Origin of the sequence: Fretibacterium fastidiosum (assembly GCF_000210715.1) — a bacterium.
In the GTDB taxonomy this organism is placed as follows: Bacteria; Synergistota; Synergistia; order Synergistales; family Aminobacteriaceae; genus Fretibacterium; species Fretibacterium fastidiosum.
Window position 1 is genome coordinate 1620447 of record NC_021038.1, and the last position, 15147, is coordinate 1635593.

The 15147-nt window shown below is 62.8% G+C and carries 13 protein-coding genes and 1 tRNA gene; 8 read left to right on the plus strand and 6 right to left on the minus strand.

The window, feature by feature from the left end; genetic code table 11:
* Positions 1-55: 55 nt before the first annotated feature.
* Entirely contained in the window at positions 56-892 is an 837-nt protein-coding gene (locus tag SY1_RS07495) for a prephenate dehydrogenase (RefSeq protein ID WP_015556659.1), read from the minus strand.
* Positions 889-1908, minus strand: coding sequence for a 3-deoxy-7-phosphoheptulonate synthase (gene aroF / locus SY1_RS07500; protein WP_015556660.1), 1020 nt, complete (start codon positions 1906-1908; stop codon positions 889-891). The genes SY1_RS07495 and aroF overlap by 4 nt, the downstream gene beginning before the upstream one ends.
* Positions 1909-2530: 622 nt before the next feature.
* On the opposite strand from aroF, the gene thrC reads away from it, so the two are divergent.
* From thrC to SY1_RS07540, 8 genes are all read left to right on the plus strand, one after another.
* Positions 2531-3580 (plus strand): threonine synthase, encoded by a 1050-nt coding sequence (thrC, locus tag SY1_RS07505; RefSeq protein WP_015556661.1) that lies wholly within the window; start codon positions 2531-2533, stop codon positions 3578-3580.
* Positions 3577-4527 (plus strand): homoserine kinase, encoded by a 951-nt coding sequence (gene thrB / locus SY1_RS07510; protein WP_015556662.1) that lies wholly within the window; start codon positions 3577-3579, stop codon positions 4525-4527. Before thrC ends, thrB begins: the two co-directional genes overlap by 4 nt.
* Positions 4528-4997: 470 nt before the next feature.
* On the plus strand, positions 4998-5450 hold the full coding sequence (locus tag SY1_RS07515; RefSeq protein ID WP_208873302.1) for a hypothetical protein: 453 nt from the start codon (positions 4998-5000) through the stop codon (positions 5448-5450).
* A 57-nt stretch (positions 5451-5507) separates the two neighbouring features.
* Positions 5508-6635 (plus strand): PulJ/GspJ family protein, encoded by a 1128-nt coding sequence (locus SY1_RS07520; protein ID WP_208873303.1) that lies wholly within the window; start codon positions 5508-5510, stop codon positions 6633-6635.
* A gap of 28 nt (positions 6636-6663) precedes the next feature.
* A complete protein-coding gene (locus tag SY1_RS07525) occupies positions 6664-7398 on the plus strand; it encodes a hypothetical protein (RefSeq protein ID WP_015556664.1) in 735 nt (244 codons plus the stop codon).
* A gap of 93 nt (positions 7399-7491) precedes the next feature.
* On the plus strand, positions 7492-11250 hold the full coding sequence (locus tag SY1_RS07530) for a PilC/PilY family type IV pilus protein (protein ID WP_208873305.1): 3759 nt from the start codon (positions 7492-7494) through the stop codon (positions 11248-11250).
* Positions 11251-11285: 35 nt separating this feature from the next.
* Positions 11286-11639: a hypothetical protein gene (locus SY1_RS07535; RefSeq protein WP_208873307.1), complete on the plus strand. Its 354-nt coding sequence runs from the start codon at positions 11286-11288 to the stop codon at positions 11637-11639.
* A 304-nt stretch (positions 11640-11943) separates the two neighbouring features.
* On the plus strand, positions 11944-13068 hold the full coding sequence (locus SY1_RS07540) for a glycerol dehydrogenase (protein ID WP_015556666.1): 1125 nt from the start codon (positions 11944-11946) through the stop codon (positions 13066-13068).
* A gap of 76 nt (positions 13069-13144) precedes the next feature.
* Here SY1_RS07540 and SY1_RS12565 read toward each other — a convergent pair whose 3' ends face one another.
* The 4 genes from SY1_RS12565 to SY1_RS07555 all read right to left on the minus strand — a co-directional run.
* The gene (locus SY1_RS12565) at positions 13145-13270 is read right to left on the minus strand and encodes a hypothetical protein (protein WP_015556667.1); all 126 of its coding nucleotides are present in this window, start codon (positions 13268-13270) and stop codon (positions 13145-13147) included.
* Between the two features lie 14 nt (positions 13271-13284).
* Positions 13285-14421, minus strand: a complete 1137-nt coding sequence (locus SY1_RS07545) for a sodium ion-translocating decarboxylase subunit beta (RefSeq protein WP_015556668.1) — start codon at positions 14419-14421, stop codon at positions 13285-13287.
* Positions 14422-14565: 144 nt separating this feature from the next.
* Positions 14566-14641, minus strand: a tRNA-Asn gene (locus tag SY1_RS07550).
* A gap of 309 nt (positions 14642-14950) precedes the next feature.
* Positions 14951-15147 (minus strand): hypothetical protein (locus SY1_RS07555; protein ID WP_208873309.1); only part of this gene is annotated, 197 nt, incomplete at its 5' end.

Sequence of the window (15147 nt, forward strand, 5' to 3'; positions counted from 1 at the left end):
CCCCGACCTCGACGTCGTACCCTGACCCCACGTTGACCCTCACGACGGCGGACATTCAGTTCCCTCCCGCCTGGGCCTTTTTCTCCCGGCCTTCCTTTAGGAGAGCCCTGAGGCGTGCGGCGTCGTCCGACTTCAGAGCGTCGAGGTATCCGTTTAAGTTGTCGATCAGGGTCTCGATCTGGCCGACGAGAAAGTCCCGATTGTCCATGAGGAGCTCCGTCCAGAGGATTTCGTCGAGGCGCGCCACGCGGGTCATGTCCCGAAAGCTGCCGGCGGAGAAGCCTCTGCGTTCGAGGGCCTCCGGAGAGCGGACGTAGGCGCTCGACACCACGTGGGCCAGTTGGGAGGTGTAGGCGATGATCCGGTCGTGCTCCTCCGGGGTCGTGAAGGTGAGGGAGGCGAAGCCGACGTCCGTGAAGAAGGCCTTGAGCCGGTCGAGGAGCTGGATGTCCGTGTCCGGGCCCCTCATGAGGATCATCGAGCTGCCGGCGAAGAGGTCCGGCTGAGCGTTGACGAACCCACTGCGCTCCAGGCCCGCCATGGGATGCCCCCCGACGTAGGTGAAGCCGTGCTGGCGCGCCAGGGGCGCGAGCTCCCGGCAGACGGCCCGCTTGATCCCGCACAGGTCGATCACGACGGTCTTGCGGGATATCCCTTTCGCGTGCTCCTGCACCCAGCCGACGACGGACCGGGGCGCCAGGGCCAGCAGGAGGAGGTCGCAGTCGGCGAGGTTTTCATCCGTCAGAGGCCCGTCGATGGCCCCACACAGGCGGGCCAGCGTCATGGTTTCGCGGTCGATGTCCGCCCCCCATACGGTGTGGAGCGTACGCGTCTTGACGCTTTTCGCCATGGAGCCGCCGATGAGCCCCAGGCCGACGATCCCGACGTTCATGCCGTCCTCTCCAGCTCTTGTACGGCGGCGTGAAGGGCCTTGATCTGCCTCGCCAGCCGGTCGAAGACCTCAGGGCGCAGGGACTGGCTTCCGTCGCAGAGGGCGTGCTGTGGGTCGTTGTGGACCTCAATGATCAGGCCGTCGGCTCCGGCCGCCACGGCGGCGAGGGCCATGGGGGGGACGAGGTTGGCCTTGCCCGTGGCGTGGCTGGGGTCCACGATGATGGGGAGGTGGCTCTGCTGCCGCAGGACGGGAATGGCGGAGAGGTCCAGCGTGTTGCGCGTTGCGGTCTCGAAGGTTCGGATGCCTCGCTCGCAGAGGACGACCTTCTCGTTGCCCTCGCTCATGACGTACTCCGCGCTCATCAGGAGCTCCTCGATGGTGCCGGACATGCCGCGCTTCAAGAGGATGGGCTTGTCCTGTTTGCCCAGCTCCTTCAGAAGGTTGAAGTTCTGCATGTTGCGCGCTCCAACTTGGATGACGTCCACGTCGTCGAAGTACTCAAGCTGGTGGACCTCCATCAGCTCGGTGACGATGGGCAGCCCTGTGGCCTTCTTGGCGAGGCTCAAAAGGCGAAGGCCCTCGACGCCCTTGCCCTGAAAGGAGTAGGGGGAGGTGCGCGGCTTGAAGGCGCCGCCGCGGAGCATCGTCGCGCCGCTCTCCTTCACGGCCTGGGCCACGGCCAGGATCTGCTCCTCGCTCTCGACGGAGCAGGGCCCCGCCATGATGGTGAGGGTCCCGCCGCCGATCTGGCGGCCTGCGACCTCGATGACGGTGTCCTTGGGGTGGAATTTGCGGTTGGCCTTCTTGTAGGGCTCCTGGACGCGCCGCACGCTCTCGACGATGTCGAGGGCAGCGATGAGATCGATGTCCATTGCGGCCGTGTCGCCCACGAGCCCCAGCACGATGTGGGACTCGCCCGTGCTGGTGTGGACCTGAAGCCCTTTGTCCCGAAGCCACGCGACGAGGCTCTCAAGCTGTGCTGGATCCGGATCTTTTTTCAGAATGATGATCATGACGACTACCTCCATAAGTTTTATTATGAGAACGAAAACGCCCCCGCAGCGCTTCATGGCTGCCGGGGGCGTTCTTGATGCCGTAACGAAGAGGGTGCGTTAAAGAGCTTCACTCCCAGCCAAGCGCAAATTGGGCCTGCCGTAATCATAGGCAAAGCCGAAAAAGCAATAGCTAAAGAGCTTGACTGCGGTAAGACGCATCTCAAAAGACCTCGATTCCAAGTTCCAAAAGCCGCACGGCCCTGTCGGCCGCAAACTCAGAGCATCCTCTTACAACGTAAAAGAGGCTTGTCGAACGATGTTGCAAATCATTACACAAGCACAGCAGAAAGTCAAGCTGGGATTGGGGGCCCAAATCCGCCGAAGGCGGCGGAGGGGTTGTAACTCTGGAGAGGGCCTGCGTCATGGCAGATCGGCCGACACCAACACAACACAAGGTGTGTCGGCGATTCAGCCAGCCCCCTTTCACTACTGCGGTTTGGGCACGCACCCCCGCCATCCCCCTGAGATTGCGCCAACGATCCCTCAATCATTCCCCCAAGGTGCCCATCATCGCGTATAATTCCTGAAAAGAGCGTGGGCCCGAAGGGCCGCTCTGGCTCAAGAGGAGGATTGATCGTTCATGGGTGTTCTAAAGCGATACGGGGAACTTCTCCCCATCACGCCGTCCACGCCACAGGTCAACCTGGAGGAGGGCAGCACGCCCCTGATCCCGCTGCCCCGCATCGGGGACCGGCTCGGAGTGAAGCTCTACGGAAAGTTTGAGGGCTGCAACCCCTCGGGGTCCTTCAAGGACCGCGGCATGGTGCTGGCCGTGGCCAAGGCGCTGGAGGAGGGGCGGCGGGCCCTGATCTGCGCCTCGACGGGAAACACCTCGGCCTCGGCCGCCGCCTACGCGGCCTCCGTGGGCATCCCCTGCTACGTCCTGCTGCCCGCCGGCAAGGTGGCGATGGGGAAGCTGGCGCAGGCACTGATGTACGGGGCCACGGTCATCGCCGTGCGTGGCAACTTCGACCGGGCCCTCGAGCTGGCCCGCCGGGGCGCGGAGGAGAGCGGCTGCGCCATGGTGAACTCCGTGAACCCCTATCGACTCATCGGGCAGCGGTCGGGGGCCTGGGAGGTCTGCGAGGCGCTGGGAGGCCGCGCGCCGGACTGGCACGCCATACCGGTGGGGAATGCGGGCAACATCAGCGCCTACTGGGCAGGCTACTCGGAGTACCACAAGCTGGGAAAGATACCGCGCCTTCCCCGAATGATGGGCTTCCAGGCCGAGGGGGCCGCGCCGCTCGTGACGGGCAAGCCCTGCCCCGAACCGGAGACGGTCGCCACGGCCATCCGCATCGGGAACCCAGTCAGCGCACACCTGGCGCGGGCCGCCGTTCAGGAGTCGGGCGGCGAGTTCAACGCCGTGTCCGACGAGGAGATCCTGAGCGCCCAGCGGCTCCTGGCCAGCGAGGGCGGCGTCTTCGCGGAGCCCGCGTCCTGCGCCCCGCTGGCGGGCCTCGTCAAGCTCAAGGGGCAGGGCCGTCTGCCGGAGGGCATCACCGTGACGATGGTCCTGACGGGCAACGGCCTGAAGGACCCGGACACCGCCATGGGACAGGTGGGGCGCCCCATCGAGATCGGCGACTCGCCCGAAGAGCTGTTGAAGGTCCTGGCGGGCCGCTCATGAGGCGGGACGCGGAACCCGTCGTCGCCCTCAAGGTCCCGGCGACGACGGCGAACATGGGACCGGGCTTCGACACCTTCGGCATGGCCCTGTCCCTCCACAACCGCTTCAGCGTGACGGATGTCCTGCCGGAGGGGCGCTTCACGGTCCGCGTGACGGGGGAGGGCGCGCAGGAGCTGGGCGACGTGGAAAAGAACCTGCTCGTCAAAAGCTACTGCCGCGCCTGCGACGAGTGGGGCGTCCCGCGCCGGGGCTTCGCCCTAGAAAGCCACAACGCCATCCCTCTCCGCCGGGGGCTGGGCAGCTCCTCGACGGCCGTGGTGGCGGGCGTGATGCTGGCCAACCTCCTGACGGACGCCCGCGCACCAGAGGACGAAGCCCTGCGCCTCATGACGGCCATCGAGGGGCACCCGGACAACGTCGTGCCCTGCGCCGTGGGCGGCATGACGATCTCCTGCTGGGACGGAGAGCGCCTGTGCTGCGTCCGGCTGCCGCCCCTGCCGCAGGACCTGCAGGCGGTGGCCGTCGTCCCGGACTGCGAGGTCAGCACGGAGTCGGCGCGCGCGATCCTACCCGGCGAGGTGCCCTTTCGGGACGCGATCCTCAACGTCAGCCGGGCGGCCCTCCTCGCCGCCGCGTGGGCCACGGGGCGCTGGGACGTCCTGCCCTTTGTCTCGGAGGACCGGCTGCATCAGCCCTACCGCACGGGGCTGATCCCCGGCGGCGCTGAGGTCCTGGAGGAAGCGCGCCGCCGGTCGGAATGCGCCGCGGCCTTCATCAGCGGATCGGGGCCCACGATGATCGCACTGACCCGCGGGCCGACGGAGCCCGTGGCCTCGGCCATGCGCGCCGCCTTCGCCCGGCACGGCCTCTCCGCCCGCGCCCTCATCCTGAGCGGGACGGCGGAGGGCGCGACCGTGCACGATCGCAGGACGACGGCGAGCCAATGAGAAGTGGAAGGAGTAGATCCCGTCGGTGGGGGCGGATGCCCTGGAGCCGCTCTCCCCGGAGGCCAGCGTGAGACGTCGGAACCCCTATGGCGGCACGGAATTTGAGCAGGCAGCCCCCAGATTGCGGCGGGAAAGGAGTGCCTGGCCGAGCGCAGGACCGCCCTGAAAAGGCGAAAAAAACGCCTGGAGGGGAGCCGGCTGTAGCCATAGGGAATAAATATAGTTCTATATGCCTATTGACTTTGAGGCTTTTTATCCATAATCTTATAAGGGAGGATTTGTGCCCAATTTCGGCAAGGGGGCGGAGGGTCAAACGCCGGTGGACCGGGGGCTCATGTCTGGGGAGAAAACTTTTGGGCCCTGTTGGCCTGAGCTCTTGGGCGATTTCAAATGCTGTTTTCTCTCGGAGGACCGGAGGGATTCGAGTGAGAGGATTGCGGATGAGGCAAATTCGGATGAGAGAGGATCGGATGAGGAGAAAAGTTTTGTCCATCTCGGCTGGAGGGCTGCGGCGACGCGGTGCTTTTGCCCTGGGGGAGGCATTGATCCTGATTATCGTGGTGCTCATCGTCTTCGGTGGTATCTTCGGCAGCATGGCGATGACGATGAGGATGCGTGCTTTTACTCAGGTGGATCTGGACGCGCGTCTTGTGGCGCAGAGCTGGTTCGAGGCGATGGGGACGACGGACAAGTCCATGCTCAAGTCGTCTTCCACGATGTTTTTCGATGCTGTGGCCGATCGGTTGGGCTGGGTGCATGAGGAATCTGCGTACCGTTGGGGTGGGATGATCGTTACGCCGTCGATGACGCCGGCCGTGGGTGGATCGTATCCTATCAAGCTGGATGTGGCCCGTTCCGATGGTGGAAAACTGACGTTTGCCGGGTTTGTGAGCGCCTATGAGGAGCGGAGTGCCGGCCGATAGCTGCCGGTTTTGAGGCGTCGGGGGCTGGCGCGCCTCCGGCCGGGAGAGGATGCAGGCATGAGAAGACGCGGATTGACGTTTGTGGAGCTGATGATTGCCATCGTTGTCGTGGCTATCGTCGGCGGTGCGCTGGTAAGTGCCCTGATGTCTTTTTACAATTCCTATTCCAGTACGGAGGATTACACGTTGGGGCGTGAGGAGCTCGAAAGGGCGTTTCGGGCGGTCGCAGAGGATTTCAGCAACGCGGGCCTGGGGCTCTCGCTGGACGGCGGTCAATTTGCTGCGGCCTTTTATGCAGGAGGTGGTGAGCCTCCTCTCATGGCCCACATGGGGGATATCCAGCGGGGGGATATGGCGTGGGGCGGCGCCATGACGGTGGCTAACGGCGACCTTCCGGATAAGGCCGTCAAGGCCAAGACCTCCTCCGGCTGCTACGTTGGAAATTCGCTCTATTGCGTGTGGGCCGTCCCCACGGGGGTGTTGCTCAGCCCGGATTTTGGCGTGTCTCCGGCCATGCCTCGGGATACCTCCAAGAACTGCGTGAATTACGAAAAGAACAAGGAGATAGCCGCCTATTGGAATGACGCTGAAAACCCGACCCTGAAGCTGTATCCTATCAATGGAGCCTCCGGGATAGGACGTCTCAAGAATTTCAAGACGAACAGCGGACGGGAGATTGGGGTTCTGACCGAGATAAAGAATCATCGGTCGTGGATTGTCCTGCCGAGCTTCGGGGTGCCGTTGCAGGTCAATGGCGTCAATGCGGATCACCTGGAGGCCAGGGTCGCGCCGTTTGCCTTCGCGAGTTCTGCCTTTACGACGCCGGACAAGAAGATCCTTCTGGGAGGGCAGCTCCGCGGCCTCGAGGAGGTGCACCTGCTGCAGGTGGTGCGCTTGCAGGTCCGGAACGGGCGGCTGATCCGCTTCATTTACGAGGAGCACAAAAAGGCCCCGGTCGAGGAGGTCGTGGCGGAGAACATCGCGGCGGCCTGTTTCCGTTTTGATCCTGCTTCCCACCTTCTGACGATGACCCTGGCAGCGCGGGGGATCAACAACCCCAAGGTGAGTCCGGGCGTCCCCGAGTCCTGGCCGAAGCGTGAAGCGCCGGTGGAGGACTATTTCAGCGCGAGGGATCGAAATCTCCGCCTTTTGGTGGAAAGCATGACCTGGAGGATACGGAATTGATGACGTCAGGTGAGAGGTGGGATTGAGTATGGAGAAACGGATGAACACCGGACGGAGGAGGTCGGGGGGCTGGGCCAGACGCAGGCGCGGGTTTATTTTGGTCATGGCGCTGATCGTCATTTTGGTGGGTGCGGCGCTTACCGTGGGGATGCTCGTGTTGACCGAAGGGTTTTCCAGGGGATCGATCTTCCAGCGCATGGCCTACGAGCAGCATATCGACGTTGCGAACGAGGTGAAGCGGATCGAGGCCTTCCTCATCAAGACGAATCAGGATCGGTACGAGGGAGGAGGGCGTGTCCTGCATGGACAGGGGTACACTGCGGCCGATTATGGAAATCCCATCAAACGCCTGGAGGACCTTCAGGTAACGGAGCATCCCGACGTGCTGAGCACGGATCGTACCGAGGGGAATCAGCGATTGGTGGTCCAGGTCTATGACGCCAACTACCGGATCGAGGACCTCACGAAGGACCTTATGGAGCACCCCGCGAAGCTGAGATCCTTTCCCCCTTCGCTCCTGCCTCCTTCGTTCTCGGGCACGGGAAGTTCTTCGAGCCCGGATGGTTCGACGACCGATCCGTCGGTGAGCGGCGGCGGCGGTTCGGTGCAGGTCTCGGTCAGCCAGGAGAAAATTTATGGGGTATTTGGAGCTTACCTCCTTCGGGTGCAGCTCTATACGCGGAAGGACGGGAGCGCTCCGTGGCGCTTTCAGCGCAGCGCGGAGGAGGGGTTCTTTGCCGTCGCCTCCTCCGATATCTCCTAGTGCGGCTCTGCCCTTTTGAGCGGGATGAAGGACGCCGCCGTGGGTTATTTCATAAGGGTTATTTCAAGGGTTATTTCCAAGGGAGGGCTTACGGTGAACGAAAACAGGATGATCCAGGCGCCGTGCGGTCGCGTGGCGCGCTTTTTGCCGGGGTTCCTGGTTGTGCTGCTGTTGTTGGGCACGGGGACGGGCGTGTGGGCCGCCGAGCCCCGGGCCTACGAGAAGTCGATGTATCCGCCGGAGGACAGCCCCGAGGGGTTGCCCCCCAACGTGCTGCTGTTGCTGGACGTCGGGTCCCCGATGACCTTCACGCCCGAGGGGACGATGCCGCAGGATACGGACAGCAATTCTCCGAGTCAGCGTGTCCGGATGCTGAAGGACTGCACCTACGGCTCCGGCGCCCGACCCCATATCGGCAGTAACGGCAGGGAAGAAACGAGTGGAGGGCTCCGGTACGGTCGGGACCTGGACAACAGCAACAACAAGATCGGCGACCCGGACTGCTACTACACGCCCTACGACGGCACCTACCCGGAGAACGGCGAGGGGAGTAGCAAGCCGAACAAACCGTATTTCCTGACGTTCAGGGACAGTGGGTATCACGTGAATCTACCTTCTGGAGTCAGAGTGGGGGACGTTGTAACGGGATATCCGGGTTCTCCCTATGACCCGAAGGCTTTCAAACCCAGCAAGAGGGTCTATGAACAGCTCGTCCCCAACGACAGCCGCCTGTACATCATGAAGCTGGTGCTCTGGCGTCTGACCTCCCCGGAGAACGCGGACCTGTTCTCCCGCATGAGCGTCGCCATGGCCACGAGCTATCAGGAGGATAATTACCCTCATAGAATGTATGCCGATTTTTATAAGGCCCCCGATTGGGGTATCAAGGCGGGTTTCCCTTATGGTGGAGCCCCTGGCTGGGCTACCGGTTTGCAAAACAATTATAGCGCTTCCCAGACTGCCTGGTGTGGGATCAATCGAAATTTTTACAGTTCCAACGATGCCAGGAGATGGCGTCAGGTGAACCGCGCGGTCCTGAAGGTCCCCTTTGGCCGCTTCTACGACGACGCCCAGAAGGCCACGTCCCATCTGACGGCCTTCCGCCGCTACATCGATGGCATCGAGAACCCCCAAGGCAGCAACCCGAACCCGGAGCTCTTTGCCGACGGCAAGACGCCCCTGGCCACCTCCATCGAGGCGCGGCGCCACCATCAAAACAAGAAGGACCCAAATAATCAAGATTTAATCCGCTACTATGGTGCTGACACTGTCGATTATGAGGGTTCATACTTGAAGCTTCGCAAAGGGCAGGCCGCGGGCAGCATCATCGACTTCTTCTCCCCGCTTCCCGGCTCGGGGAGGACGAATGGGCTGAAGTTCGAGACGGCGACCGAGGGGTTCTTCCCCGTCACGGGGCCCTGCCAGCCCAACTGGCTGATCGTCTTCACGGCGGGCAACGACGCGACGGACGCGGGGTACACGGCGGCGGACGCCACGCTGAAGCTCTATGTGGACACCCTGAAGATGCGGGGGCGCAGATGGGACAAGAGCCAGGGCAGGTGGTTGGAGAAGGAGCACGAAATGAAGCAGGGGGTCCGGACCCTGGTGGTGGGGTTCGTGGACCCCACGGCCTCGAAGGCGGAGGCCCTGCGCGAGGACCTGAAAAAGGTGGCGGCGGCCGGGCAGCCCAGGAAGGACGCCTCTGGAAATTGGGCGCCCAGCACGGGGGACCCCAGCATCCAGCCCTTCTTCGCCAACAACGCTTCGGAGCTCCTGAAGGCCCTGACGAATGCGTTCCGCCAGGTCGACTCCGACGCCAAGGCTTCGGGGGCCCCCCTCATCCAGGGAGACCCGATGGGAGGGGAGCACGGTTTGATCTTCGGCGCCTCCTACGAGCCCCGGCGCTATGATGTCTGGGAGGCCAAGTTCCAGTGCTCGTCCCTGGACATCAAGACGGGGAAAACGGTGGGACCGCTTTGGGAGGCCGGGAGGCTCATGGCGGCCAAGGGCTCGGGCAGGAACCTGTGGGCCTGGAGAGGATCCTCCCTGGCGCAGCTGAGCGCCTTGAGCGCAGCCGACCTCTCCCTGATCGGAGACGCCAAAGACCATGCAGAGGAGTTCAAGCGTTGGCTGACGCTCGGCTACTCCAGTGGGGAGAAGCCACAGATTCCCCTGGGGGATATGCAGCACTCCAACTTCGTCTCCGTCCCGAAGGACAAGGCGGTCTACATTCAGACCAACCGGGGCTTCCTGCATGCCCTGGACATGGAGACGGGACAGGAGCGGTGGGGATTCGTCCCGCCCAACGTCCTGAGCCGCCTGCGCAGCATGAAGTTCAATCCCTTGCTGAATTGGCCGTGGTATGGCGGCGACGGAAAGACGACGCCGCGTGCCATTGCCCTGGACCTGCTGGATGGCCTGATGACCTCCAGGAGCGTGAACTTCCAGGACAGCTCGGAGCACCGCGTCATGATCGGCACCCTGGGGCGTGGCGGCTGTGGGCTCTACGCCATGGACGTCACGAGCTCGGACACGGGTCCCAGGATGCTCTGGGCCGTGGACAACTCCTCCTATGATGGCGGAACGTTTCAGAGAAAACTGACGGCATGGGGTGGCTTGAGCGCTGCGGATGCCGTAGATTATGCGGACCTGGGGCTCACCTTCCAGGCTGCCGCCTTCACGAAGCTGAAGGACGGCTCTTTCGTCTGCCTGCTCCCGGCGGGAGTCGGGCTCTCCCTGGGGGAGGACAAGCAGGGCAAGGCGCTCTTCGCCCTGGATCCCGAGACGGGCAAGATAAAGAAAAAGTGGGATACGCTGTCCTCCGGGGAAAACCTTGGGATGGTCGTGGCCCCCATCACCTACGTGGAGCGCGGGGGTGGGCTCGATGAGTTCTTTACGGCGGACAGCGAGGGGCGTGTGCTGCACTGCGAGACGGCGGGTCAGGTGACGAGCTGGGGGCTCAAGAGCCCGTTCCGCCTCGTCACGGTGAGGCCGAAGCAGGACGTGGCAGCCGCGGCGGATGCGAACGTCTCCGAGGACCTGGGGGTCGCGATCCCCAAGGCGTTCTGCGTCGTGACGACGAAGACGGGGCGCTGGCTCTTCGGGGGGACCGCGGACCTGGAGGCACCGGACCTGAACGGAGGGAACTACAGGACGCGCGTCAATCCGCAGCAGTTTCTCTTCGGGCTGAAACTGGAGCCTGGAAAGCCCGGTCTGAAGACGAAGGACCTGAGAGAGTGGACCTACTTCAAGGATAAGCTGACGCCGGCCTACTCCGGAGTGGAGTTCAGCGTGGAGGAGGAGAAGAAACACCTCGTTCAGACTGGCGACAAGGGCTGGTATCTTCGTCTGAGGCCCGCCGTGACCGAATCGGGGGACAGCTCCAGGGGGTGGGGAGCGGAGTTCATGACGACGTCGCCCTATCTTTTCGGCGGCTCGGTGATCGTTACGACATTTATCCCCAGATTGGCATCGACGAGCTGCGACATCGGGATGGGGGACTCGAAACTCTACATGTTCGACCCTGAGACGGGCAAGAGCGATTTTGATGGAAAGGAATACGGGACGACGAACAAGGGACATTCGCTGACGTTCCACAACGTGCGTTTTACGGGCATCACGGCGGTGGGGGACCGGGTGTATCTTGGGGCCCGACAGCTGGAATCCGGTGCTACGAAGGGCGCAGCGGATACCTTGCGGAGTTCGGGAGTGGACGCGAACTCCAGCCAGGACGGCACGCTCCTGAGTTTTAAGAAAAAAATGAAGGGCAATAATATAAAGCTGCCGTATAAACTGGGCTCCTATATCCGTTACTGGCGTGAGACCGTTTCCGGAGATGCTACTGCCTATTGATTTATAATGGGCGAAAGGGAGAGGAGTGTGTGATGATGAGGATGGGCGACGTGTCGCTGCGTCGGGTAGGGACGGTTTTGCTGGTGGCTTTGGTGGCGGCGGGAGCCTTTGCACTCCGTGCAGAGGCCGTGACCGAGATCCCCATGCTGGAGGTTACCGGGACGCTGGAGCGCGTGGAGCCCGTGGAGGGCGGTGAACTCCTTGTCCTGAAGGTGGACGGCAAGGAGGCCTCCGGGCCTCTCTTTTCCGACTGCCATTTCCTGGATGAGCGCGGAACGCTTATCCCCAAAGAGGAGTTTCTGCGGCGCTATATGAAGCGCTATGTGACCGCGGAGCTGAGTGAGGCTGAGGGCTTAATCTACGTCTGTCGGGTCAAGACCGACGCCTGAGGAAGACGTCCCGGGCCCCGGAACGTAAAACACAATGCCAGCTGCCCCCCGCCCGTAGGCGGGGGGCAGCTTCGTCTTCCGACCCGGGCCGTGCCGGACGCCGCCGCCGGATGCGGCTGTCTCCGTCGCGGGGCGGATGCTATAATGCAAAAAGGTCAAAAGGCGAAAGGATACAGTATTGGATTCGCTTGAATTGACCGTCGGAACGCCGCCTTCCCCGGTCCATGCTATAATGAAACTGCCGGCTCGGTAAAGCGTCATCGAGGTGAATTATCGTTCAGTTTTTATTCAGGGGGGTATCGACATGGCACGAATTTTTATCAGCCCGAACCGCTACATTCAGGGAGCGGGAGAGATGAAGAAGGTCGGCGAGTATACGGCAAACCTGGGCTCGAAGGCTCTGGTGCTCGTCAGCCAGGGCGGGAAGAAGCGGAGCGGTGCCGAGATCGAGGCGAGTTTCAAAGCCTCAAAGGCCAGCTGTCAGTTTGAGATCTTCAACGGCGAGTGCTCCCGAAAGGAGATCGACCGCATCGCGGCCGTCGTGAAGGGGGCCGGCTGCGACATCGTGGTGGGCGTCGGAGGCGGCAAGATATTTGACACGGCCAAGTCCGTGGCCAACCAGGCGGGAACTCCCGTGGTCATCTGCCCCACCATCGCTGCCACGGACGCACCCTGCAGCGCCCTCTCCGTCATCTACACCGACGACGGCAAGTTCGAGGAGTACGAGTTCTTCAAGGCCAACCCCAACGTCGTCATCATGGACACGGACATCATCTCGAAGTCTCCCGTGCGCCTGACGGTCTCCGGCATCGGAGACGCCCTGGCCACCTACTTTGAGGCCCGCGCCTGCATGAGGTCCGGCGCCGTCACCTGCGCCGGCGGCAAGACGGGCGGTGCGGCCATGGCCGTCGCGAAGCTGTGCTTCGACACGCTGATGGCGGAGGGCGTTAAGGCCAAGCTGGCCCTGGAGGCCCACGCCTGCACGGAAGCCGTGGAGAAGATCATTGAGGCCAACACTCTGCTGTCCGGCATCGGGTTTGAGAGCGGCGGCCTCGCCGGCGCCCACGCCATCCACAACGGCTTCACCATCCTGCCGGAGTGCCACCACATGTACCACGGCGAAAAGGTCGCCTTCGGCACGCTGACGCAGCTGGTGCTGGAGGACATCCCACAGGAAGAGCTTCAGGCCGTCCTGCGTTTCTGCGTGGCCGTCGGCCTGCCCGTGACGATGAAGCAGCTGGGCATCGAGGACCCGACGCCGGAGAAGATCATGAGCGTCGCCAAGGCCGCCTGCGCTCCCAACGACACGCTGCACAACATGCCCTTCGAGGTCACGCCGGAGAAGGTGTCGGCCGCCATCTTCGCCGCGGACGCCATCGGCCGGCAGGCGCTCAAGGACTACAAGCCGGTGGGCGGTGAAACCCGGTAACGGGCCACCGTCGGAACGCAAAAAAAGAGCGGGCGGGGGATCGGCTCCCCTGCCCGCTCTTTCGTCCCCTCCGCCTCTATCGGATCCGGCCCATGGCCCACACCACGAGGCTGATGAGGACGATGACGACGAAGATGCCCTCCATCCCCTGCCCCATGATCTTCAGGGAGACGATGAAGTTCTGCACGACCTCTGGACTCATGACGCTTCGCCTCCTTACAGGTACTGGGTGACCAGGCTGATGACCAGGCCACCCGCCACCACCGAGGCGATCTGACCGGACACGTTGGCGCCCACCGCGTGCATCAGCAGGATGTTGCCCTTCTCCTCCTCCGCGGCCATCCTCTGCACCACGCGGGAGGACATGGGAAAGGCGGAGATTCCGGCCGCGCCGATCATGGGATTGACCTTCTCCTTGAGGAAGAGGTTCAGCACCTTGGCGAAGACCACGCCGCCGATCGTGTCGAACACGAAGGCCGCAAGCCCGATGAGCAGGATGAGGAGCGTGTCCGTCCGCACGAAGGCCTCCGCCTTCATGCTGAAGGAGATCGTGATGCCCAGGAGCAGCGTGATGAGGTTGGAGAACTCGTCCTGCGCCGTGCGGGACAGCGTGTTCAGCACGCCGCACTCGCGCACCAGGTTGCCGAACATCAAAAAGCCAACCAGCGCCACCGACGCAGGGGCAATGAGCCCGACGATGAACGTCACGAAGATGGGGAACAGGATGCGCGTGCGCCGGGTCACGCTGCCCGGCGTGTAGGCCATGCGGATGCGCCGCTCCTTCTTCGTGGTGACCAGCCGGATGGCCAGCGGCTGGATGATGGGCACCAGCGCCATGTAGGAGTAGGCGGCCACCGCGATGGCACCTATGTAGTTGGAGCGCATGATCTGCGCCACGAGGATGGAGGTCGGGCCGTCCGCCGCGCCGATGATCCCGATGGAGGCGGCGTCCTTCAGGTCGAAGCCCAGGAGCGTCGCGAGGCTGATGGCGACGAAGATGCCGAACTGTGCCGCGGCGCCGAACAGGAACAGCACGGGCTGCGCCAACAGAGGCCCGAAGTCGATCATGGCCCCGATGCCGATAAAGAGCAGGATCGGCAGCGCCTCGGAGGCGCTGATCGTCGTCTCGAACAGCCATTGGATGATCCCCGCCGTCTCCCCGATGCCCGCCATGGACTGATTCACCACGCCGGACAGCGGCAGGTTCACCAGGATGGCCCCAAAGCCCAGCGGAAGCAGCAGGGTCGGCTCATACTCCTTCTTGATGGCGAGCCAGATCAGCGCGCCGCCCACCGCGTACATCGCGGCCTGCTTCGCCGTGACGGCCATGAGCCCCTCCAACAACAGATTCATCGAAAAGCACCCCTCCTAAAGGTCCCGTCAGATTTTTGCGCTTTACAGCGCGTCTATGCACTTCCGCACCTCAGCCCCGTACAACAAAGGAGCCGGTCCTCGCCGGCTCCCCTCTATGATCTCAACGTTCATCGTATACAAAAATGGCTCCACGACCAGGACTCGAACCTGGAACCTAGTGGTTAACAGCCACCCGCTCTGCCGATTGAGCTATCGTGGAATTTCAGCAAGAAGAATTATACTCCTCCGCACGGGGCCTGTCAACAAGCGTCCGCTGCACCCAATTCACAGAAACGAGAAGCGCAGGCAAAGCTGGATTCCTGAGCACCTTCCTGCTCCAACGCCCCTGACCTCTGCTATGCTGATAGAAAGAAAGGCTTGAGTGTGCGGCAAATCACGAAACGAGGTGACGCCATGAGCGGAAAGGACAAAGACCCCTCAGAAAAGGCCGCCAGGGAACCGCGACGCGATGACCTGCGGCCAGACTGCTGAACCTACGCAAGCCGATCTATCGGGAGGCTTGAGGAGTTCAGCAGTCTGGCTGTGCCGAAATAAGACAATTGATCGTCTTATTTCGGCAGACCATGGGGAATGTTCGATAAGGTCTTATCGACGCGCCCGTGTCCACTCCCTGCTGCCCGACCTGGCCAGAGAACTCGACGAGAAACGAGACGTCATGTTCCTCGATAAGGAACTGCGCCGGCTGGGAGGGGTTGTTTCTCAGGC

Excerpts from the sequence above, each read along its gene's own strand:
- SY1_RS07495 (WP_015556659.1), bottom strand. The coding sequence starts at position 892 with ATGAACGTCGGGATCGTCGGCCTGGGGCTCATCGGCGGCTCCATGGCG.
- aroF (WP_015556660.1), bottom strand. The coding sequence starts at position 1,908 with ATGATCATCATTCTGAAAAAAGATCCGGATCCAGCACAGCTTGAGAGC.
- thrC (WP_015556661.1), top strand. The coding sequence starts at position 2,531 with ATGGGTGTTCTAAAGCGATACGGGGAACTTCTCCCCATCACGCCGTCC.
- thrB (WP_015556662.1), top strand. The coding sequence starts at position 3,577 with ATGAGGCGGGACGCGGAACCCGTCGTCGCCCTCAAGGTCCCGGCGACG.
- SY1_RS07515 (WP_208873302.1), top strand. The coding sequence starts at position 4,998 with ATGAGGAGAAAAGTTTTGTCCATCTCGGCTGGAGGGCTGCGGCGACGC.
- SY1_RS07520 (WP_208873303.1), top strand. The coding sequence starts at position 5,508 with ATGAGAAGACGCGGATTGACGTTTGTGGAGCTGATGATTGCCATCGTT.
- SY1_RS07525 (WP_015556664.1), top strand. The coding sequence starts at position 6,664 with ATGGAGAAACGGATGAACACCGGACGGAGGAGGTCGGGGGGCTGGGCC.
- SY1_RS07535 (WP_208873307.1), top strand. The coding sequence starts at position 11,286 with ATGAGGATGGGCGACGTGTCGCTGCGTCGGGTAGGGACGGTTTTGCTG.
- SY1_RS07540 (WP_015556666.1), top strand. The coding sequence starts at position 11,944 with ATGGCACGAATTTTTATCAGCCCGAACCGCTACATTCAGGGAGCGGGA.
- SY1_RS12565 (WP_015556667.1), bottom strand. The coding sequence starts at position 13,270 with ATGAGTCCAGAGGTCGTGCAGAACTTCATCGTCTCCCTGAAGATCATG.
- SY1_RS07545 (WP_015556668.1), bottom strand. The coding sequence starts at position 14,421 with ATGAATCTGTTGTTGGAGGGGCTCATGGCCGTCACGGCGAAGCAGGCC.